This window comes from Serratia sp. DD3 (assembly GCF_000496755.2).
The window spans coordinates 1-4,146 of the sequence record NZ_AYKS02000116.1; the positions used below are offsets into that span (position 1 = coordinate 1).

The window sequence follows — 4,146 nt, forward strand, 5'->3', positions numbered from 1 at the left end:
GTCTATCCACCTGCTTGACGGCGTGCTTTCGCTCAAGGCCGCTGGCCAAAGAGAGGCCATTGCCAATGGCATGGATGGCCAATGACCCCGACTCAATAACCCCGTGGGTTGCATTGGCGAGCGACAAGACACGCTTGGCATGCATGTCCTGTCCGAATATGTCATCAATGTGGTTAAGAATTATTTCGTGGTTAAGCATGGAGGCTGTCTGCTCGCTATTAGCTGGTCAAGAACGGAGATCATACCTCAGAAGCCTTGCCATGCCTTGCTCATATGAGGGGATGGCTAAGGCTTTATCCTGCAACGCTAACTGATTAGTAAACAGTGATTTTTTTAAAGGGTAGTATTTATCAAATTAATTATTGATTTTTTTTCACACGTTAATTTAAGTCGTTTTACAGTTAAAATAACCACCGAACTACAACAATAAGCAGAGACTTCAAAGTGCAAGGATAGCAGCCAGCCATGTTCTAAATTTTCGCGTTGCGTGATGAAATGTCACCAATGCTTAAATGGTGCATCTACAGATTCCTAGGGTTCAGCCTTCTCATGGTTCAGAAGCATAGAAAATAGGTTTGTGGTTCATCTCCACGACCATGAACATCCAAATGCTTTGAAAAATAAAGAATATAACAGCCAGTTTTTTATCTGCACAATCTGCAGAATAAAAAACTGATGGTATTTAATGATAGTCAGGATAACTTTCAATATGATAAATAAAATGTTCCATCTTAAAAAATCACAATTTATTGAAGGGGTTAACTCAATATACCCTTCAATTAAAAATATACCTTATGGTTCGACGCATCCACTGTCGCTTTCTCCTATTGCGCGAGCAATGGCCCACTGTCGATACGCCTCGCTCTCTGTTCTTTGCTCTTCATTAATTGTTTTAGGTGGCTCATCACTGACCTCTGGCGCTCAGGCAGCAACCTGGATTAACCCCGGCCAAGGTAACTGGGCTGTAGGCAGTAACTGGGATGGAAGCATTGTACCAGGAGGTGGAGATAGTCCCTCTGTCAGTAATGGTGGAACGGCCATTATTGATGGTGGTAATGCCGCTGCCTATCTTTTTTATATCGGTAAGGCGGCTGGAGAGAGTGGCACTGTTATTATGAATAATGGGGTGCTAAATGTCGGTACGGAAATTTTAGTGGGTGAATCCGGTACCGGCACCTTTATCCTTAACGGCGGCCTGGTGAACGCTGGTTGGGAAATGAAAATTGCTGATCTTGCTGGTTCTGTGGGGTACGTGTTCATCAATGGTGGCAAGCTCACAACAGCAGCAGGGAATAACTTTGTCGTTGGGCGTGCGGGAACCGGAACACTGGAGATGAATAATGATGGCCAGATTAGTTCAGACTGGGCATTTTTCGGTGGTGAGGTCTGGCGCAACAACCTGGTGGCCCAAGGGACGGGAAGTGCAGTACTCAATGGCAATAGCTGGTTTTACAGTAAGTCCGGTATTGTTTGGGCTGCGGGGGCGAATAGTGTCGGTCAGGTGACGCTGAATGATAACAGTACCATGACAACGGATCAGAGTCTGTATATCGGTTATGACGGCATAGGAAACGTTGTTATTAATGGGGGCTTGCTTAATAGTAATGGCACGAGCTGGGTTGGCGTCATTGCGGGTTCATCCGGAAATGTTGTCCTAAATAATGGGAAATTAAATACCGGAAGGTCCTTGGGTATTGGTTATGGAGGTACCGGCTCTCTTACGGTTAACGGGGGTGAAGTTAATAGCGCTTCAGCATTGAATATAGGCCAAAGTGCTAGTGGGATAGGAACTGTTATCGTTAATGGTGGAACGGTGACAACACAGGGCGGCCTGTACGTTGGCTACAATGGGAACGGAACCTTAACCCTTAACAGCGGTAAAATTAATAACGGAACAGAGGTATGGGTCGGGTCATTCGCTGGTTCAACTGGAACGCTGAATTTGAATGGCGGCGTTTTGGCAACCAATCAGTTAAGTGGTTATCAAGGTACTGCACTGGTGACGTTTAATGGTGGAACCCTGCAGGCATTATCAGACAATGATCTGTTTATTCAAAATGTCGGCACCATTCAGGTGGGTAACGGCGGAGCCACTGTCGATTCAAATGGTTATAACATCGGTACCACTAGTGGCTTTAGTGGCGCAGAGAGCGCAACGCTGGTCAAAACGGGTGCCGGTACGCTGAATATCAATGCCGATAATAGCGGCTTTCTGGGGCAACTGCGGGTAGATGGCGGAACATTAAGCCTGAGCCAGGCCAATACCTTTGTCAATGCTTCATCGGTACAACTTAATAACAATGCCATTGTGGATACACTTAATACCGACCAGCAGTTTCGGCAATTGTCCGGTGCCAGTGGCGCAACCTTGTTAACCGGTAACAGTACCATCACATTAAATAATGTTGATGGTCAGGAGAGCACCTTTGCGGGTGTTGTCACCGGGAACGGGGCGTTGAATAAAATCGGTAATGGCCTGGTAACCCTATCAGGCGCTGGCTCTACACAGGGCAGCATCAATGTACAGCAGGGAACATTGTCTCTGGCACAAAATGGTTTGTTTACCATTACTGGGGATTACACCACCCAATCAGGCGCTACCTCTATGATTGGTGCCAGCGGCTCCAAGCTGCAGGTGGGCGGTACGTTTACCCAACAGAATGACTCGAACTTGTATGCGATATTGGGCGCGTCACCGGATATCACCGCACAAAGCGCCAATCTTGACGGCAGGTTGATTGTGAATGGCTTTGCTGACAGCGAGGATCCGACCAAGGCGAGCGGGGTGATAGGCCAGGACTATATACTGCTACACACCACTGGTGGTATCACCGGGGACTTTATCAACAATCCGCTGGACCCTTATAGCCTGGATTATCTGCTGCACGATGGTCACCTAAGCGAGGACAGCCTTGATTATACCCTGGGCTTCCGCCTGGCGTGGAACGAAGGGGAGCAGCAACACGGTAGCGGTAACTTTACCCTGAATGATAGCACTGGTTTTAATGTCGATATTGCGCTGGACGACCAGACGGTGCCTAACGGTGGTTTTGCCAGCGGCTGGGATGGCAAGAGCCTGATGAAAGACGGTATCGGTCGGATGGTATTGTCCGCTGTGAACGGCTACACCGGGTCCACTACGGTTGAGAGCGGCACGCTGCAACTGGATATTGCCGACAGTATCAAAGCCAGCAGTGAAGTGATTGTTAACGGCGGTATCGTCAACCTCAATGGCAACGACCAGCAGTTTAACCGTTTGAGCGGCAAGGGCGGTGAGGTTCAGCTGAGCGGAGCCAACTTGACGGTGCTTAATGCCAGTACCGCGGATAGCAGCCAGTATGCCGGGGCGATAACTGGCAACGGTACCTTGATCAAAGAAGGGGCGGGTAACTTGACCCTGAGCGGTAATACCGCTTGGGCGGGTAATACCGAGCTGCAAGCCGGCAGCCTGATTCTGGATGGCAGCACTGGTGGGGCGCAACTGACCAGTAATGTAATTGGCCAAAGTGGCACGCAACTGAGCCTGATTAACGGTGCCAGCCTGACCGGTTGGATTGACCCGACGGATGTCAGCATTGACAGCAGCAGCCAGTGGACCATGACCGCAGATTCTTTGGTTAATGACCTCACTCATGGCGGCACGGTGACCTTTGTCGCCCCAACGGCCAATAACTTCAAAACCCTGACGGTGGACGGTAACTACGTGGGCAACAATGGCCTGCTGGTGATGAACACCCAACTGGGGGATGACAGCTCACTGACCGATAAACTGGTGGTGGCGGGCAATACCTCGGGCAGCACCCGGGTGCAAATCAACAATGCTGGTGGGATCGGAGCCCAGACGCTGGAAGGGATTGAAGTAGTGCGCGTCGGTGGTGAGTCCAACGGCGAGTTTGTACAAAACGGGCGTATTGTTGCCGGGGCGTATGACTATACCCTGGGCCGTGGCAGTCAAGCGGGCACCGCAGGTAACTGGTACCTGACCAGCAAGTCGGGGGAGGATAATCACTCGGATATCCGCCCGGAAGCGGGGGCTTACAATGCCAACCTGGCGGCAGCCAACAACATGTTCGTTACCCGTCTGCATGACCGTTTGGGGGAGACGCAGTACATTGACGCCCTGACCGGTGAGCACAAGGTCACCAG

General features: G+C 50.0%; 1 protein-coding gene and 1 pseudogene. One reads left to right on the forward strand and one right to left on the reverse strand.

Features of this window, described 5'->3' with window-relative positions; genetic code table 11:
* Nucleotides 1-199: pseudogene (locus IO95_RS21360) on the reverse strand (IS4 family transposase); the annotation flags it as partial.
* Nucleotides 200-709: 510 nt separating this feature from the next.
* Between IO95_RS21360 and IO95_RS21365 the strand changes: the two are divergent.
* Nucleotides 710-4,146: autotransporter outer membrane beta-barrel domain-containing protein (locus IO95_RS21365; RefSeq protein ID WP_037387175.1), on the forward strand; the 3,437-nt coding region annotated here is incomplete at its 3' end.